Consider the following 16,321-nt stretch of genomic DNA (forward strand, 5'->3'; position numbering starts at 1 on the left):
ATTGGCCCATGAACGAGCCTTCGCGGAAACTATCAATTGATCCGACCAACGGATTGTGCGGTGCCCTTCTCACACTGACCGGCGCTTTTTTTGCCTATCAATCGCTGGGTCTTGACTTAGGGACATCGCTTCGCATGGGACCGGGATATTTCCCGCTTGTCCTGTCCGGTGTCCTGATCCTGCTTGGACTGGTTATTCTCATCCAGGCTACCCGGGTCTCCGGCGAGCCCATGGGCCCAATCGCATGGCGCGGCCTTTTCTTCATTCTGCCCGCGCCGATATTCTTCGGCCTGACCGTTCGTGGTCTCGGTTTTGTCCCTTCGCTATTCCTGACCTGCCTTATCGCCTCTTTCGCCTCAATGCGTATGAGGCCGGTCGCAGCCATCATTCTTGCTGCTGCGATCACGGTCTTCTCCGTCATTGTGTTCAGCTATGCGCTCGCGCTGCCTTATCAGCGTTTCGGGCCCTGGTGGCCATTCTAAGGGGGCATGAGCATGGAACTTTTCAGCAATCTCGCGCTTGGCTTTTCAACCGCATCGACGTTGGCAAATCTCGGCTTTTGCCTCATCGGCGTACTCCTCGGCACGCTAATCGGCGTTCTGCCCGGCATCGGCGCCACGGCCACCATCGCCATGCTGCTTCCGGTCACGTTTCAGATCGGCGACCCGGTTTCCGCACTGATCATGCTTGCAGGCATCTATTACGGTGCCCAATATGGCGGTTCGACAACCGCTATTCTCATCAACATGCCGGGAGAATCCTCATCCGCTGTGACCGCCATCGACGGCTACCAGATGGCGCGCCGTGGGCGCGCGGGTGCAGCGCTTGCAATCGCGGCAATCGGGTCATTCTTCGCCGGTACAGTCTCTACCTTTCTGGTGGCGGTCTTCGCTCCGCCGCTGACTGAAATCGCACTGAAATTCGGCTCGGCGGAATATTTCTCGCTGATGGTCGTGGGGCTGGTTTCGTCCGTAGCGCTGGCACATGGTTCTATCATCAAAGCTTTGGCCATGGTCGTTCTAGGACTTCTGCTTGGCCTTGTCGGTACGGATATCTACACCGGCGCGCCGCGTTTCACGCTGGGTATTACCGAATATGCCGACGGCCTTAATTTCGTAGCCGTTGCGGTCGGCGTGTTCGGCATTGCCGAAATTCTGCGGAATCTTGAAAGCGAACATTCGCGCGAAGTGCTGATGGCGAAGGTCACGGGGCTGATGCCGACACGAGACGATTTCAAACGCATGGCAGCCCCGATCCTGCGCGGAACGGTCATCGGCTCAGCGCTTGGAATCTTGCCAGGCGGCGGCGCCATTCTCGCCTCCTTTGCTTCCTACACCGTGGAAAAGCGCATCTCCAAGACGCCAGAGGAATTCGGCAAAGGCGCGATTGCAGGCGTTGCAGGACCGGAATCCGCCAACAATGCCGGTGCACAGACATCCTTCATTCCCATGCTCACGCTCGGCATTCCGGCCAATCCGGTGATGGCATTGATGATCGGCGCCATGATCATTCAGGGTATCGTTCCGGGCCCGAATGTTGCAACAGAGCAGCCCGCCCTGTTCTGGGGCGTGATCGCGTCGATGTGGATCGGCAATCTCATGCTTATCATCCTCAATCTGCCGCTGATCGGGCTGTGGGTGAAGCTTTTGACAGTGCCCTATTATGTGCTGTTCCCCATTATCATGACCTTCTGTGCCATTGGAGTTTATAGCGTCAATTCTAATGTCTACGACCTCTATGCGGTCGCCTTCTTCGGCTTCATCGGCTATCTGCTGGCTAAACTGCGTTGCGAACCGGCTCCCCTGTTGCTTGGCTTCGTGCTCGGACCGTTACTGGAAGAACATCTGCGTCGCGCCATGATCCTGTCACGCGGCGACCCGGCAACCTTCTTCACCCGGCCAATCAGCGCAATTCTGCTCGCCATAGCCGCAACGGTTCTCGTGGTCGTGCTGCTTCCATCAATACGCAAGAAACGCGACGAGGTGTTCGTTGAGGAGGGTTAAAGCGCGCCCTCCAATTTCTCTGTCCGTGACAGCGCCAAAAGCGTTCTCAGAAATGCTCTATCGGAAGGCCACGCTGTTCATGTCCTGACAAAGCAAAGCTGGCTTGCTCGGCTTTCGTCCCGCCGTTCATGCGGTTGATCATCACGGCCACTTCGGTTCTGTTATGGACACCGAAACGCTTGATCAGATCATCCACATAATCCTTTATCGTATGGGGCGAAAGTTCCAGATGCCGTGCAATCTGCTTGTTGGTGTTGCCCGCCGCCAGCAACCGGGCGACTGTCGAAAGACGCGGAGAAAGGCTGGTCAGATTGGCGCCGGGCGTCTTCGCCGGACGCCCTTCCTGAATGTTGCGCAAGGCAAGCGCCGACGAGCGGCACAACAATGAAACCTGCTCTTCAAGCTGCGTTGCATGCATCTCGAAACCAGCGGCATAAATCAGTGCCTGAATATTGCCGCCGACATAAATCGGACAGCACAAGTTATCATTGTAATTCCATCGATAGAGCAGCGTTCGCATCAGCGGCACATTGCCTGCTGCATTCTGGGGCAATCGCGAGCCCGCCACCGCGCTGGCATTCTGCACCACGGCTGCAATCATCGGATCTGAATCTGCCAGACCGTTCTGATATTCGAGAAGAAAGCCTGTGGGCGTGTTGATGCTGTGAAAAAGGCGCGGCCGATTATTCTCCAGCAAATAAATTCCAAGCGAACGCACGCGCAATACATGCGCGGCAAAATAATCGCAAGCTATTGTAAAATCGTCATAATTACGGCTCTCCGCAACAGACAGCGCTGCAGAGACCCGTTCGTCTATCGATAGTATTTCCCTGGGCATTCTATCTCCCGAATTCCCAAGCCCCCCATTCGGGGGGAATGTTTGTTCCCGCTCTTGTTCGTATCATTCCCGCTTACAACGACTAAATCAAGGGGAACCGTTTTGGATACCAGCGTGCACCGGGCTCACACCGCCGACAACTATTCCGCAGTCATTCAGGGCTTCAACGACCGCCTGCAAGCCATTCTACCTTTGATTGAAGAAAAGGCGGAAGAAGCGGAACAACTCGGGCGGATGCATGATGACGTCGTGGACTCAATGCGCAGGGGCGGCTTCTACACGATGCTGTTTCCGAAGGAGGTTGGCGGCGCGGAACTGCGGCCCATCGATGCCATGAAGATTATGTCCGCGCTTTCCTATGCCCATGCATCGTCTGGCTGGTGCACCATGGTCAACAATATGGAAGGCACGACCATGGCGATCTACCTCGACGATGAGGGGATTGCCAATGTCTTCAAGGATGGCGTCGATGTCACCATCGCAGGCAACGGCGTGCCGCGCGGCTTCGCCCGCAAGGTTGATGGCGGCTACATGATCCGCGGCAACTGGGCCTATGGAAGCTCCATCTTTCACGCGGAATGGATTCATTCCGGCTGTTTCCTGCTCGATCCCAAGGACCCGAGCGGCAAAGCGCTGCTGAAAGACGAAACTGGCGCACCACAGATCATCGTCGCGCATCACCCGCGCTCGACAATTCAGCTCCTCGGCAACTGGGATGTGCTGGGCCTGCGCGCGACCGGCAGCTTCGACTACACGCTGGCAACCGACGAAGACCTCTTCGTGCCGGATTCCATGGTCTATAGTTTCACGCAATCCGCGCCGAAACGCGGTCAGACGCAGGGCCATCTCGGGCTGGCGGGCTACAGCGCCCTCACCCATACGAGCTGGGCTATTGGCGTTGGTCGCCGGATACTCGACGAACTCGCCAAGGTGATCCGCCAGCGGCAGGACCCGTTCGGCAAGAGTGCGGACAGCGCCAGTCTGCGGTTCCAGTTTGCCAATGCGGAAGCCCGCTATCGGGCGGCGCGAGCACTTGCTATGGAAACATGGGAAGATGTCTCACAGACCACCACATCCGGCGGTATTCCGTCGCTCGACCAGATGACGATGGTGAAGCTCTCGCTGCGCTATATGCATGATATCGTTTCCGATGTGGCGACGTTCGCGCATCGTGCAGCGCGCGGTGCATCGCTGCACAACACGGCCATGCAGCGCTTTTATCGCGATATCCATTCCGGCACCCAGCATATTCTGCTCGCTGACCAGGTCGTGGAGGAATGCGGCAAGGGTCTGCTCGGTCTGCCTGGACCCGATGCGCGATGGACCGTTTTCGGCATCAGCGAAAACTGAGACCAGCCATGACGCGAAATATTGTCAGCTTCGTGGGGTGTGATCGCTCGACGAAAGTTCACCGGCTAACCCAAGCGATTGCCGCAAGGCTGGAAGCGGAAGACGATGTGTCGGTCACGCATCTGGACCTGTCCCATGCCGGGCCGAACCTGTTTACCGTCAATCGCAAGGCACTGGACCGGCAGTCCGAAAGCCTCATTTCGGAGATCGAGCATTGCGATGCTCTGATCGTCGGCTGCCCGGTCTATCAGGGAAGCTATCCCGGTCTTTTCAAACATGTGTTCGATCTCGTGCATCCATTGGCGCTGCGCGGTCGCCCGACCGTGCTGTGCGCTGTGGGCGGCGGGCATCGTCACGCATTGGTCGTCGAGCATCATCTGCGTCCGCTATTCGGCTTTTTCGAAGCCGGAACCGTCGCAACCGGTATTTATGCCTGTTCGGCGGAACTGGAACCGGACGGGCTGTTGCCTCCGGCCCTCGAAGAGCGGATCGACAGCGCCGTCGACCAGATAAGAAAACAATTGGTCCAGTCACACCAAGCCAGCGGCATAAGGTGGAAAGATGTTGAATTACTCGAGCAGTTTTGAAAAGCGCACGGTCGAAATCCGAGGCAAAACCATCACTTATCTTGTGAAGGGTGAAGGCAAGGACATCGTTTTTCTGCACGGAACCGGGACATTTCCCGGCTTTAACAGCCTAACCGACATTGCGTCGCGAAACCGGCTCATCATTCCGTTTCATCCCAATTTCGGTGAAAGCGACGATGATGCCGATATCGTGCAGATCGGCGATTATGTGCTCCATTACATGGATTTCTTCGATGCGTTGGGGCTGGATCAGTTCGGCCTTGGCGGCTTTTCGCTGGGGGGCTGGATCGCAGCCGAATACGCGATCAGGCAGCCGGACAGGCTCACCGCGCTGTTTCTCGCGGCACCTGCCGGACTCGATCTTCCGGCAATCCCTCTTCCTGATCTGTTTCAAGTCGCGCCAGCCGATATCCCTGCCCATCTCACGCATGATCCGGCAGTCGCACTCCGCTATTTTCCATCTGCGCCCGATAGCCGGTTCGATGCAGCGCTCGGCCGCGAAATGGGCGCGCTGGCGCGGGTCCACGCGACCGATGGGCGCGGCAATAAAAAACTTGGCCAGTGGCTGCACCGGCTGAATATGCCGACCCTGATCCTCTGGAGCGAGGAAGACCGGGTTATCCCCGCGGAATATGCCGAAGAATGGAAGCGCGGGATCAGTGGCGCACGTCTGGAGACGCTCGACGCGACCGGCCATCTGCTGTTTGAAGAGACGCCAGCAGCGGCGACACTTGTGCGCGATTTCCTGTCGACGGTCTGAGGTCCGTCTTCAAGCATTGGGCACCGCACGCTCCCGCCTGGGAGCATCATGAAGTTGCAGGTAAAAATAAGGGGAACCAGACCATGCAATGGGAAAGCCTATCGGACTTCGATCAATCCAGAATAAAGCGCTGGCAATGGGGCATGCTGGCGCTGGCGCTGTTATGCGAGATGTTTCTCGCCGCCGACTGGTACGCCTTTGCGGCGGTGATACCGTTCATTTCGGAAACACTTCAGCTCGATTCCGCGCAGGCCGGTCTGGCGCAGGGGATATTCGCGCTGACCTATGGTCTCGGCATGATTGTCTGGTCGCAATTGAGCCGTCGCATGAATGCGCGGTCGCTGTTGCTGATCGGCCTGTTCTGCACCGCCATCGGCATGGTGGCGCAAGTCTATGTCCAGACCTACGCCCAGCTGATTGCCCTCCGCCTGTTCATCGGTTTCTTTGATGCAGCAATCTTCCTCGGTAATATGAAACTCATCATTGGCTGGTTCCCGCAGAAGCGGCGCGGCAGCATGATCGGCTTGATCCTCGCGGCCTATAGTCTTGCAATCACGCTGGACTTCGCGATTGGCATTCCGCTTTCCATCACCTATGGCTGGCGCACCTTCTTCGCCATTCTCGCCATCGGAACGCTGGTGACGGCGGCGGGCGTGCTGCTCTTCACCCGCAACAATCCCGCCCATATCGGCTTCAAGGATTTTCGCTGGGAACCGGAAAAACAGCAGACCTCCACGGCATCGCTGGCCAGCATCTTCCGCTCGAAATGGATCATCGTCGGCAGCCTCGGCATTTCGGCCTGCACAATGGCCATTGCCGGAACTGCCACCTGGGTCATTCCCGGTTACATCGCCGTGCATCAGATGCCGGTGGAAGACGCGGCCCTGATCGGCACCTTGATGGGGCTGTCGCAGGTCGTGTTTCTCGTCATTGGCGGTTACGCCGCCGACCGCCTGAACAAAACGGGGATGATCAAGTTCGGAACCGTGCTCGCCGTTCTCGTCGCGGCAATGTTCACCCTCGGCATGGCGATACCGCTTGGCTTTGGCTGGCTCATCCTGATGGCGCTTTTGAGTGGCGTGGCGCTTTTCGGCGGCGGCGCGATCTTCGCTTTTCTCAGCGAAAAATATCCGGAAGAACTGGCGACGGCAGCGGTTGGCTATGCCGAGATTTTCGCCATCCTTGCGACCTTCATTTCGCCCTGGGTCATGGGCGTGGTCATCAAGGTTTCTGGTGGGTCTTTTGTCAGCGCTTTCCTGACCTTCGCGATCATGGAAGCGATCATTCTGGCCATCATTCTGGTTGTCACCCGCGAGAGCTTCAGCCTGAATAATGACAAGGTTGCGGTCGCCGCCAGCGGTAACGGCAGTTCTTGATCTGACCGGCCCTAAGGAGTGTCGGTGTCCCAAGGTAAGCAGACAAGGCAGCCGTACACGCCGCACTGGCGGCAACCCGTGTCACCGAACTTTCTGGTCGACCGGTGGACGAACTCTCCGGCGGCCAACGTCAACGCGTATGGGTTGCAATGGTCCTGGCGCAGGAAACGCCGATCCTTCTGCTCGACGAGCCGACCACTTTCCTTGACATCGCCTACCAGATCGAACTGCTTGATCTTCTGGCCGATCTCAATGAGAGGGGGCGAACAATCATCGCGGTGCTGCATGATCTCAATCATGCTTGCCGCTACGCCACGCACCTGATCGCCATAAAAGACGGCGCAGTCCTAGCAGAGGGCGCCCCGGCAGACATCGTCGATGCCGAACTGGTCGAACGCGTTTTCGGATTGCCAGCCATGGTCATCCCCGATCCAGTCGCTGGTACTCCGCTCATCGTACCGAGAGGGAACATGAAGACAAGCGCATCACGATCTCCGGCCACACCAAACACGGCTTCTTAATCAGCTTCCACCGGAAAAATTTGTCGGACCATACCGTTGTTCGCAACATTTACTGCAAGACACCAAACGAAAGGGATCCGGTTTGGCTGGCCTGTTAAAACGCTTCGCATCCTATTATAGGCCACACCGTGGGCTGTTCGTGCTGGACTTTTCCAGCGCCGTCGTAGCCGGACTACTGGAACTGGCCTTTCCGATCGTAGTAACGCTATTCATCGACCGCCTGCTTCCCACCAACCAGCTGGGCATGATTGCGCTGGCGTCTCTCGGCCTGTTCCTGATCTATCTGGTCAATGCTGGTTTTCAGGTTATCGTCACCTATTGGGGCCATATGCTTGGTCTCAAGATCGAAACCGAAATGCGAAGGAAAGCCTTCGACCATCTACAAAAGCTTTCTTTCGGTTTCTTCGACAACCAGAAAACCGGCCACCTTGTCGCAAGACTAACCAGGGATCTCGAGGAGATTGGCGAGGTCGCCCATCACGGCGCGGAAGATCTTTTCATCGCGCTCATGACTCTGATCGGCGCGTTTATTTTGATGATGTCGGTGCATGTGCCGCTGGCGCTGATCACCGCAACCATCGTGCCCGTGACTGCGATCTTTTCCACTCGTGACAGCAAGCGTATGACCAAAACCTGGCGCGCGCTTTACGGACGTGTGGCAGAGTTCAATGCCCGCATTGAGGAAAGCGGCGGCGGTATCCGGGTGGTGCAGGCCTTCGCCAACGAGGATCATGAACGGAAACTGTTTGCAGAGAACAACCAAAACTATCTGACAACCAAGCTGGAAACCTACAAGGCTCTGGCGGCATCCATGTCACTGTCCTACCTGTCAACGCGCTTCGTGCAGGTCGTTGTGATGCTGGCAGGCGCATGGTTCGTGGTGCGCGGCGAACTGTCGGCGGGCAGCTTCGTCGGCTTCCTGCTTCTGGTGGGTGTATTCTTCCGACCGATCGACAAGATCAATGCGATCATTGAAACATACCCGAAGGGCATTGCGGGCTTTCAGCGATATACACGGTTCCTGGATACGTTACCCGATATTGCAGACCGGCCAAAGGCGCGCTCCATCCAGAGGCTGACTGGTGACATTGACTATCAAAATGTTCGCTTCGGCTACAATTCGGACACACCTTTATTCGATGGTTTAAACCTTTCCATCCGCGCCGGAGAAACTGTCGCTTTCGTCGGCTCGTCGGGCGCGGGCAAGACAACGATATGCTCGCTTTTGCCTCGCTTCTAAGAGGTGACAGGTGGCGCGATCAGCATCGATGGCACAGATATTCGCGACATGAGCTTGAGGTCCCTGCGCTCTAACATTGGCGTCGTGCAACAGGATGTCTACCTGTTCGCCGGCACGATCCGTGAGAACATCGCCTATGGACGCCTCGACGCCACCGAAGCCGACATCCTGGACGCGGCTAGCCGTGCAAGGCTCGACACGATGATCGCCTCACTTCCGAATGGTCTGGACACAGTCATTGGCGAGCGTGGCGTGAAACTATCGGGCGGACAGAAGCAGCGTCTCGCCATCGCACGCATTTTCCTAAAAAACCCGCCGATTCTGATCCTTGATGAAGCGACCTCCGCGCTCGACACCGAGACTGAACGCGCCATCCAGCAATCGCTTGCCGAACTGTCGCAGGGCCGCACGACGCTGGTGATAGCGCACAGGCTTGCAACCATCGTCAATGCTGATCGCATCATAGTGATCGAAGACGGTAAGATTGCCGAACAGGGCAGCCATGCCGAACTCATTGACCGCAAGAACGGTCGATACCGAAAGCTTCGATCAGATCAAGTTCGCGATTACAGCGCTATAAGCGGTGGCTAGAACTCATTCTCTGTACCGCTTGCACAGTGAGAGTAGCTAAGGGAACTGGTGTATCAAGACGGTCAATACGAATATTTTAAAGATTCTGGACACGGGCAGCGTTTTGAGCGGTTTCTTCTGATCCAAGGTTACGGACATCTTGAGGGCAACGGCACCGCTCGTGTTCAGATTGGAATTCAGAATTCCGCTTGCCTGAAACAACTTTTCACTGCTCGAAGAAGGGCAAGATTGATGCAGTCCATCAGGTATGGAGGATGCCGCTTGGCACCCGACGGTTTGCCGCGCGCAAAAGTTATTAGCAGAGTCCAATGGAAGCCCATTGCGCACTCAACGAAATCAGATGCTGGATCACATTCTTTCGCAAAGAGACAACAATTCATAGTCCTTTAGTCGTCAAAACTACCGCATTGAATCTGGAACATAGCGAGCGGCAAGGCCCGCTATGTTTGGTCGCCCTGTATATCGGACTACGCTCATCCGCGCCGTGTGCCGGAAGATACGATGTCGAGATATACAGCCAAAACAAGAATGCTGCCCTTGATGATCTGCTGCCAGAATGTATCGACGCCGAGCATGGACATACCGTTGTCGAGGCTCGACATGATGAGCGCGCCCACCAATGCCCCGAGCACAGAACCGACGCCCCCGCGCATGGAAGTACCGCCGATGAAACAGGATGCGATGGCATCCAGCTCCCCCCCCATACCTGCTGATGGCGTGCCTGCCGCGAGGCGCGAGGTTGTCGTCAGGCCAGCCACCGCCGCCATCAGTCCCATCAAGGCGAAGACTGCCATCTTGACGAAATTGACATTCACGCCTGAAAAGCGGGTTGCTTCGGTATTGGAGCCAACCGCATAGATGTGACGACCGAACACCGTCTGTTTTGCGATAACAGTGAAAACGCCAAGGATCACCAGCAGGATCAGCACCGGGACCGGTACGCCCTGATAGCTGTTGAGGATCAGGATGAAGCCCAATATCAGGATACCGATACCGAGAAGCCTCGCGACTTCCATAGCGGGCGAAAGTGTCTGGAGGTTATGCTTGCTCTTGCTGGCCCGCGTACGTAGCGTCATGAGGATAAGAACGCCGAACAGCGCAATTGCGCTGAGATTGCCAAGCCAACCCGGCAGGTAACCCTGCCCGATATATTTGAATTCTGGCGAGATCGGCGCGATTGTGACGCCGCCCATGATACCCAGCACTATACCGCGAAAGACGAGCTGTCCGCCAAGTGTAACAATGAAGGAGGGTATGCCAAGATAGGCGGTCAGCCAGCCGTTGAAAGCGCCAAGCGCCACACCCAGAACCAGAACGGTGCTGATCGTCGCCCATAGCGGCCATCCGTAAACGACATCGAGAACGGCGGCGATGCCGCCTAGAAGCCCCAGAAGCGCCCCGACCGAAAGATCAATTTCACCGGCGACGATGACGAAAACCATCGCGGACGCCAGCATTCCCGTGATCGCCATCTGGCGCAGGAGATTAGAAAAATTGCGCGCTGTCAGAAACTGCGAACGCCCCATCTCCGGATCATAGGTGAGTACTGCAAACAACGCCCAGATGAGCGCGACCACGATCAGGAGAGCTACGATCTTATATTCCGCGAGAAACTTTCGGAGGCCTTTGCCCGTCAATGTCATATCATGCACCGGTCAAATTTGAGTATTCCAGAAAGGAGTTGAACAACTGGCGCCCGAAGAATGCGGGATAACCAATCGTTACTCGAGGGTCAGGCGACATTGCTCATGGGGTTGCCTATTGCGGCTGCAAGCACCTGCTCCTGCGTGAGATTTTCATTGGCGAAGTCGCCGCGCAACCTGCCCTCGCCGATCACCAGTACGCGATCGCTAATGCCGAGAACCTCCGGCATTTCCGAAGAGACCATCAGCACCGCAACCCCCTGTTTCGCGAGCGCGAAGATCAGTTTGTAGATTTCATATTTCGCGCCAACATCGACGCCCCGTGTCGGCTCATCCAGAATGAGCACCTTGGGGTCCGGCAGCATCATCTTCGACAGCACCGCCTTTTGCTGGTTACCACCGGACAGGGACGCGATTTCCAACATTGGATCGGCAGTCTTCACCTTGAGACGCAAAATCTCACGCTGGATCGTCGCTAGTTCCGCTTCCTTGTCGAGCAATCCGCGCAGGGAAAAACGATCCAGCACCGAGACAGTCATATTATAGCCCACCGGCATGATGGGCAGAATGCCGTCCTTCTTGCGGTCTTCCGGCACCATGCAGATGCCCTGTCGAACAGCATCGCGCGGCGTGCGGATCTTCAGTTCCCTGCCCTCCAGAAAGACCTGCCCCTCATGCGCTCCGGGCCAGACACCGAAGAGGCTTGACACCAGTTCGGTCCGCCCCGCGCCCACGAGCCCGGCAATACCGAGGATTTCCCCGCGCCTAAGCGCAAACGAAACATTGTCGACCACCTTGCGATCGGGATTAGTCACCTCCCAGCAATTTATGTTGCGGGCCTCGAAAATGACTTCGCCAATATCGTGCGGCTCGCGCGGGAAAAGGTTTTTCATCTCGCGCCCCACCATCATGGTGATGATGGCTGGCGTGGTGAGTTCCGCCATGGGTTTGGTGGCGATATGCGTGCCGTCGCGGATGACTGTCACCGTATCGGAAATTTCAGCCACTTCATCCAGCTTGTGGGAAATGTAGACACAGGCCATTCCTTGCGCCTTGAAGTCCTTGATGAGATCGAGAAGAACGCGCGTTTCGGCTGCCGTCAGCGCCGATGTCGGTTCATCCAGAATGAGAAGCTTCGCATTCTTGTTGATCGCCTTTGCGATCTCGATCAGCTGCTGCTTGCCACCTGAATAATGATAGACTGGAAGTGCTACATTGATGTCGTGGATCTTGAGGCGCGCCAGAAGTTCTGTGGCACGCGCATTCATCTGGTCATAATCGATGAAGCCCCCGCTCGTCGGCTCCGATCCCAGAAAGATGTTCTCGGCAACAGACAGATGCGGCACCATCATCAGTTCCTGATGGATGATTACGATGCCAGCCGCTTCTGTATCGCGAATACCTGTGGCCTTCAGCTCCTCGCCTTCCCACAAAATCTCGCCGGTCCAGGCGCCATAGGGATAGACGCCAGAAAGCACTTTCATCAGCGTGGATTTACCTGCGCCATTCTCGCCGCAAAGGCCGACGCACTCGCCCGGACGCACCTTCAGGTAAATACCGTCAAGCGCTTTCACGCCGTTAAAGTCCTTACCGATATTGCGCATCTCTAGAAGATATTCGGACATCGCATACGACCTTGCAGTGTTGCAGCAGAATAAGCCATCCGAAGACCGCCGACACCATCTCCCACGGCGGAATTACTCCAGACAACGCTGTCACAGACAGCATCGACACATTGGCGGGACCGGAAGTTGAACATTTTTCAAAACTTCTGATCGCACTATTCTGTTGGGCTGATCGCCTGAGACGGGCTCCGGCGATCAGCCCAAAGACTTATTTCCCGGATATCTGCTCCTTGGTGTAGAAGCCATCCTGGACGTAAATGTCGATATTGTCTTTGGTCACGGCAGTTGGCGTCAGCAGAAGCGTATCGACCTGCTTGCCGCCATTATCGAGTTTGGAATTGAACTCAGGCTTTTCGCCCTTGACCATCTGGACGGTCAGCTTGGCTGCTTCGGAAGCAATGAGCTTCAGCGGTTTGTAGACCGTTACGGTCTGCGTACCATCGATCAGGCGCTTGACGGCGGCAAGGTCGCTGTCCTGTCCCGAAACAGCAGTCTTTCCGGCCAGTCCCTGCGCGGCAAGTGCCTGGATGGCGCCACCGGCAGTGCCGTCGTTTGAAGCTACCACCGCATCGATTTTGTTCTGTGCGGCCGTCAGAGCGTTTTCCATGATGGAGAGTGCTTCAGTCGGGCTCCATTCCTTCACCCACTGTGAGCCAATCACCTTCACCTTACCGGAATCGATGGCTTCCTTGAGAGCCTTTTCCTGACCGGCGCGGAGGAGCTTGGCGTTGTTATCCGTCGGCGAGCCGCCGAGGAGATAATAATTGCCTTCGGGCTTGGCCTTCAGGACGGCTTCCGCCTGCATGAAGCCGACGCGCTCATTGTCAAACGAGATATAGGCATCAATATCGGCATTGAGGATCAGGCGATCATAGGAAAGAACCTTGATACCGGATGCCTTCGCATCGGCAACGACCGCATCGAAAACCTTCGAATTCATCGGCACGATGACGATGGCATCAACGCCCTGCGCAATCAGGTTTTCAACCTGCTTGACCTGCTTTTCTTCGTTACCGTCAGCAGATTGCACATTGACCTTGGCGCCTAGCTTTTCTGCCGCCTCAATGAAATAGTCGCGGTCACGCGCCCAGCGCTCGACGCGAAGATCATCAATGGAAAAGCCTATGACCGGATTTTCCGGCGAAGCATACACCGGCGTGGATGTCATGGCGCCTATGCCCAAAGCTGCGGCAACCAGCGCGCCGGTCAGAAAATTACGACGTTTCATGCAAACCTCCTCCAAACAACGCCGGCTTACGACCGGCTGATACCATACCGCGCCCCTGAACACATTGCCCCCCGGAGTTCGGCATAACAAAACAGCCCACTTTGGAGCTGTTTATTCTTTGAATGGCTGATCCTCCCAAAGGCATTTTGCGCCCAGATCACCCCATCGGACAGCATGCAAAAGACATACCGCCCTATCCTCAGGAACAATTGATACGTGAAGAAAACCGAATAGCAAGCACTTTTTGATTTACGTACCTCATTTTGATCCTGATTGTCCGGAGCCAGACAAGGTGGCTATAAGATTGGCTGAATTCGCTTCCGGCAAGTTTAAGGTGGTGAGTAATGAAACCAGCAATCGAACAACTCTTTCCCGGTTTCGAAATGCAATATGTTGAAACGGACGGGGTCTGTTTTGCTGTCACGACAGGCGGACAAGGTATGCCGATCCTGCTGCTGCACGGTTATCCGGAAACCATGGCCGCCTGGCACCGGATCGCACCGGTATTGGCGCAATCCCACACTGTCGTTGTCCCGGATTTGCCGGGCTATGGGCGCAGTCGCATCACTTCCAATCCAACTGGTGCAGCATCTAAGCGACGTATGGCCGCGAGTTTGGTCGAGTTGATGCAGGCGCTCGGCCACGACCGGTTTGTTGTGGTCGGGCATGATCGCGGCGGTCGGGTCGCCTATCGTATGGCGCTGGACCATCCGGGCAAGGTGCTTGGGCTCGTATCTGTCACGGTCGTACCGACACCGGAAATGTGGGAAGGTGCGAGCAAAGCATTCGGTATGGGTGCCTGGCATTGGTTCATGTTGGCCCAGCCCGAACCGTTGCCTGAAATGCTATTGTCTGGCAATCCGCGCTTTATGATCGATACGACCCTGCAGAAAATGGCGCACGGTCTCGATAAGCTGCATCCACTTGCACTTGAAGATTATCGAAAAGCCTTTGACAACCCTGACGTCCGGCATTGGATATGCGAGGACTACCGTGCCGGCGCTGGCGTGGATGAAGCTGACGATCTTGCGGATCGGACAGCGGGTCGGCGTATTCACGTGCCGGCGCTGGTCTTCTGGGAAGAGGGCCGACGCTTTGGCGGCGGGCGCGAACCGCTCGACATCTGGGCGGATTGGGCCAGCGATGTTGACGGCGAAGCACTGGCGGGCGGTCATCTGCTGCCCGAGACCGCATCGGCTCCCATATTGGCACGCTTAGCCCCATTTCTGCTTAAAATCGATGCCGGAGCGTCGATTACCGCGAAGGAAGTTAGTCGTTAATCTTATTGAAAATCCCCCCACCTGGCTTTATGCGAAGCAATCTTCCATATTTTTCATGGTAGTGACGTAATGAAATTTTGTTTGCCGGGCTTAGCGGGAAATCTATTGTGCCGGGCTAACATTCGCATTGGAGGAGAGCCAGAATGGATTTCACCCTGACACGCCGTCAGACATTGATGGGACTTGGTGCATTGGGCGTCAGCACGGCTTTCGGGTCGCCTGCCCGCGCCGCGACACGTAATCTGGCGGTGCTCCATCTGGCGAGCCACGCGCCGAGCTATATCGCGTATGAGCGAGGCTATTTTAAAGATGCCGGTCTCGATATCGAATTAAAGTTCTTCGAAGCCGCGCAGCCGATGGCCGTCGCCATCGCATCTGGCGATGCCGATTTCGGTGTGACCGCGATGAGTGGCGGTCTGATCAGTCTCGCCGACAAAGGCGCGATCAAGGTGATCGGCGGCGCGCTTGCAGAAGAAAAAGGCATCACCGGAAACGTCATTCTGGCCTCCAACAAGGCCTACGAAGGCGGACTGACTGAACCATCCAAGCTGGCAGGACACAGTTTCGGGATCACCACGGCGGGATCGTCATTCCATTTCATGGCGCACAAGATCGCCAAGGCCAACAATATTCCGCTTTCTGAAATCCAGCTCCGCCCCTTGCAGAAGCTCGGCGCTGTTGTTGGTGCTCTGTCGACCGGGCAGATCGATTCCTGGGCAATCCAGCCCAATATCGCCAAAAAGCTCATCCGCGAAGGCGCGGCAAAGCAGATCGGCCTCGTCTCCGATTATGCACCGGATTATCAGGTCACAACGGCATTTACATCCACCAAGAATGCGAGTGATGAGCGCGCCATGACGGAAGCCTTCGTCAAAGCCTATTCCAAGGCAATCGATGATTATAATGCCGCCTTTGTAGACAATACGGCAGACGATGCAGCACGCGACGATATTGCGAAGATCGTGCACAAATATGTCGAAAGCGACAGTCCGTTCGAGACCGCAAAACAGAACCTGATCGATGGCGCGATGCGCATCAACAAGGGTTTGGCCCTGTCGCTCAACAGCTGCGTGGAGCAGTTGGACTGGTTCCGGTCTGAAGGCATGGTGAAGGAAGCGGTCACGCAGGAAAAGCTGTTCGACACATCCTACGTCAAGACGATCTGAGATCGAGCGAGACCGAACATTCAGTGCCCGGCGGTTGGTCGGACACCAAGCCCGAAGACCTTTATCTCAAACCGGGATGCTATTGTCGGAGGGCGGACTTTCCGACTGGAGTT

General features: G+C 56.3%; 12 protein-coding genes and 2 pseudogenes. 10 read left to right on the plus strand and 4 right to left on the minus strand.

The window, feature by feature from the left end:
• Window positions 1-8: 8 nt before the first annotated feature.
• The gene (locus WIX40_RS19655) at window positions 9-482 is read left to right on the plus strand and encodes a tripartite tricarboxylate transporter TctB family protein (protein ID WP_339441583.1); all 474 of its coding nucleotides are present in this window, start codon (window positions 9-11) and stop codon (window positions 480-482) included.
• 12 nt (window positions 483-494) lie between these two features.
• On the plus strand, window positions 495-2,003 hold the full coding sequence (locus tag WIX40_RS19660) for a tripartite tricarboxylate transporter permease (RefSeq protein WP_140025867.1): 1,509 nt from the start codon (window positions 495-497) through the stop codon (window positions 2,001-2,003).
• Between the two features lie 46 nt (window positions 2,004-2,049).
• Here WIX40_RS19660 and WIX40_RS19665 read toward each other — a convergent pair whose 3' ends face one another.
• Window positions 2,050-2,841, minus strand: coding sequence for a LuxR C-terminal-related transcriptional regulator (locus WIX40_RS19665; protein WP_339441584.1), 792 nt, complete (start codon window positions 2,839-2,841; stop codon window positions 2,050-2,052).
• Between the two features lie 114 nt (window positions 2,842-2,955).
• Between WIX40_RS19665 and WIX40_RS19670 the strand changes: the two genes are divergently transcribed.
• The 6 genes and pseudogenes from WIX40_RS19670 (at window position 2,956) to WIX40_RS19695 (ending at window position 9,266) form a co-directional block, all read left to right on the plus strand.
• Window positions 2,956-4,191: an acyl-CoA dehydrogenase family protein gene (locus WIX40_RS19670; RefSeq protein WP_339441586.1), complete on the plus strand. Its 1,236-nt coding sequence runs from the start codon at window positions 2,956-2,958 to the stop codon at window positions 4,189-4,191.
• A gap of 8 nt (window positions 4,192-4,199) precedes the next feature.
• The gene (locus tag WIX40_RS19675) at window positions 4,200-4,778 is read left to right on the plus strand and encodes an NAD(P)H-dependent oxidoreductase (RefSeq protein ID WP_339441588.1); all 579 of its coding nucleotides are present in this window, start codon (window positions 4,200-4,202) and stop codon (window positions 4,776-4,778) included.
• Entirely contained in the window at window positions 4,753-5,538 is a 786-nt protein-coding gene (locus WIX40_RS19680; protein WP_339441590.1) for an alpha/beta fold hydrolase, read from the plus strand. Before WIX40_RS19675 ends, WIX40_RS19680 begins: the two co-directional genes overlap by 26 nt.
• An 83-nt stretch (window positions 5,539-5,621) precedes the next feature.
• Entirely contained in the window at window positions 5,622-6,914 is a 1,293-nt protein-coding gene (locus tag WIX40_RS19685; protein WP_339441592.1) for an MFS transporter, read from the plus strand.
• A 41-nt stretch (window positions 6,915-6,955) separates the two neighbouring features.
• Window positions 6,956-7,435, plus strand: a pseudogene (locus tag WIX40_RS19690) (ABC transporter ATP-binding protein); the annotation flags it as partial.
• A gap of 82 nt (window positions 7,436-7,517) precedes the next feature.
• Window positions 7,518-9,266: pseudogene (locus WIX40_RS19695) on the plus strand (ABC transporter ATP-binding protein).
• A 473-nt stretch (window positions 9,267-9,739) separates the two neighbouring features.
• Here the strand turns inward: WIX40_RS19695 and WIX40_RS19700 are convergent.
• The 3 genes from WIX40_RS19700 to xylF all read right to left on the minus strand — a co-directional run bounded on the left by WIX40_RS19700 (window position 9,740) and on the right by xylF (window position 13,762).
• Window positions 9,740-10,909, minus strand: a complete 1,170-nt coding sequence (locus tag WIX40_RS19700; protein WP_109365820.1) for a sugar ABC transporter permease — start codon at window positions 10,907-10,909, stop codon at window positions 9,740-9,742.
• Between the two features lie 89 nt (window positions 10,910-10,998).
• Window positions 10,999-12,534, minus strand: coding sequence for a xylose ABC transporter ATP-binding protein (locus WIX40_RS19705; RefSeq protein WP_140025807.1), 1,536 nt, complete (start codon window positions 12,532-12,534; stop codon window positions 10,999-11,001).
• Between the two features lie 208 nt (window positions 12,535-12,742).
• The gene (xylF, locus tag WIX40_RS19710; RefSeq protein ID WP_109365818.1) at window positions 12,743-13,762 is read right to left on the minus strand and encodes a D-xylose ABC transporter substrate-binding protein; all 1,020 of its coding nucleotides are present in this window, start codon (window positions 13,760-13,762) and stop codon (window positions 12,743-12,745) included.
• Window positions 13,763-14,106: 344 nt separating this feature from the next.
• Here xylF and WIX40_RS19715 point away from each other — a divergent pair, with 344 nt between their 5' ends.
• Window positions 14,107-15,042, plus strand: a complete 936-nt coding sequence (locus WIX40_RS19715; RefSeq protein ID WP_339441596.1) for an alpha/beta hydrolase — start codon at window positions 14,107-14,109, stop codon at window positions 15,040-15,042.
• A 143-nt stretch (window positions 15,043-15,185) separates the two neighbouring features.
• A complete protein-coding gene (locus WIX40_RS19720; RefSeq protein ID WP_140025813.1) occupies window positions 15,186-16,208 on the plus strand; it encodes an ABC transporter substrate-binding protein in 1,023 nt (340 codons plus the stop codon).
• Window positions 16,209-16,321: the final 113 nt, after the last annotated feature.

This window comes from Ochrobactrum teleogrylli, assembly GCF_037482325.1.
GTDB lineage: Bacteria > Pseudomonadota > Alphaproteobacteria > Rhizobiales > Rhizobiaceae > Brucella > Brucella teleogrylli.